Source organism: Neisseria sp. P0021.S005 (genome assembly GCF_051956955.1).
Genome location: NZ_JBQCWY010000869.1, coordinates 1 through 595, shown reverse-complemented (window position 1 = coordinate 595; position 595 = coordinate 1). Strand labels below are relative to the sequence as shown.

The following is a 595-nucleotide window of genomic DNA, read 5'->3' as shown; positions in this document are numbered from 1 at the left end:
GCTTTAGCCGTGCGCACGCTGCAACTGTCTTCGGTCAGGCTCAAATAATAATCTGCGCCGTTTACCGTTTTCTTCCAAATGCTTAATGCCTCCAAATCCATCATTTCGGCAGGCAAATCGGCAATCTCTTTTTTCGACAATAAAATCAGTTTGTTGGCATTGGCAAACTCGCCGACAAGGGCGGCATCGCCGTCTGCGGCCACACAGCTTTGGCGGAACAAGTCAGTGACATTTTGGGCATAATCGGCAGCGTTCTGCGGCGAAACGCCTTCATTACCGCATGCACTCAGGCAGACGGCCAATACGGCGGCAGACAACGCGACGGCTTTAGACATTTCAGACGGCCTTTATTTGTGTTTCAACACCAGCTTGAACACGCCGTCGGCCTCGCTCGATTCCAACAAAACATGTCCGGTCTGACGGCAAAACGCTTCAAAATCGCCGGGCGCACCGCCATCGGTGGCCAATACGGTCAGCACTTCGCCCTCCTGCATTTGCGCCAAAGCTTTTTTGGCACGCAAAATCGGCAACGGGCATTTCAAACCGATGACATCCAGAGTTTGTGTATTCATGATAAAAACTCGTCATATTAATC

Annotated in this window: 2 protein-coding genes; both read right to left on the bottom strand. The window is 51.1% G+C overall.

The window, feature by feature from the left end; translation table 11 throughout:
- Window positions 1-335: NMCC_0638 family (lipo)protein (locus ACTHUE_RS19875; protein WP_440424264.1), on the bottom strand; the 335-nt coding region annotated here is incomplete at its 3' end.
- Window positions 336-347: 12 nt separating this feature from the next.
- Window positions 348-572, bottom strand: a complete 225-nt coding sequence (locus ACTHUE_RS19870) for a sulfurtransferase TusA family protein (protein WP_003681929.1) — start codon at window positions 570-572, stop codon at window positions 348-350.
- Between the last annotated feature and the right edge of the window lie 23 nt (window positions 573-595).

Coding starts and splice junctions, on each gene's coding strand:
- ACTHUE_RS19870 (WP_003681929.1), bottom strand. CDS start 572: ATGAATACACAAACTCTGGATGTCATCGGTTTGAAATGCCCGTTGCCG.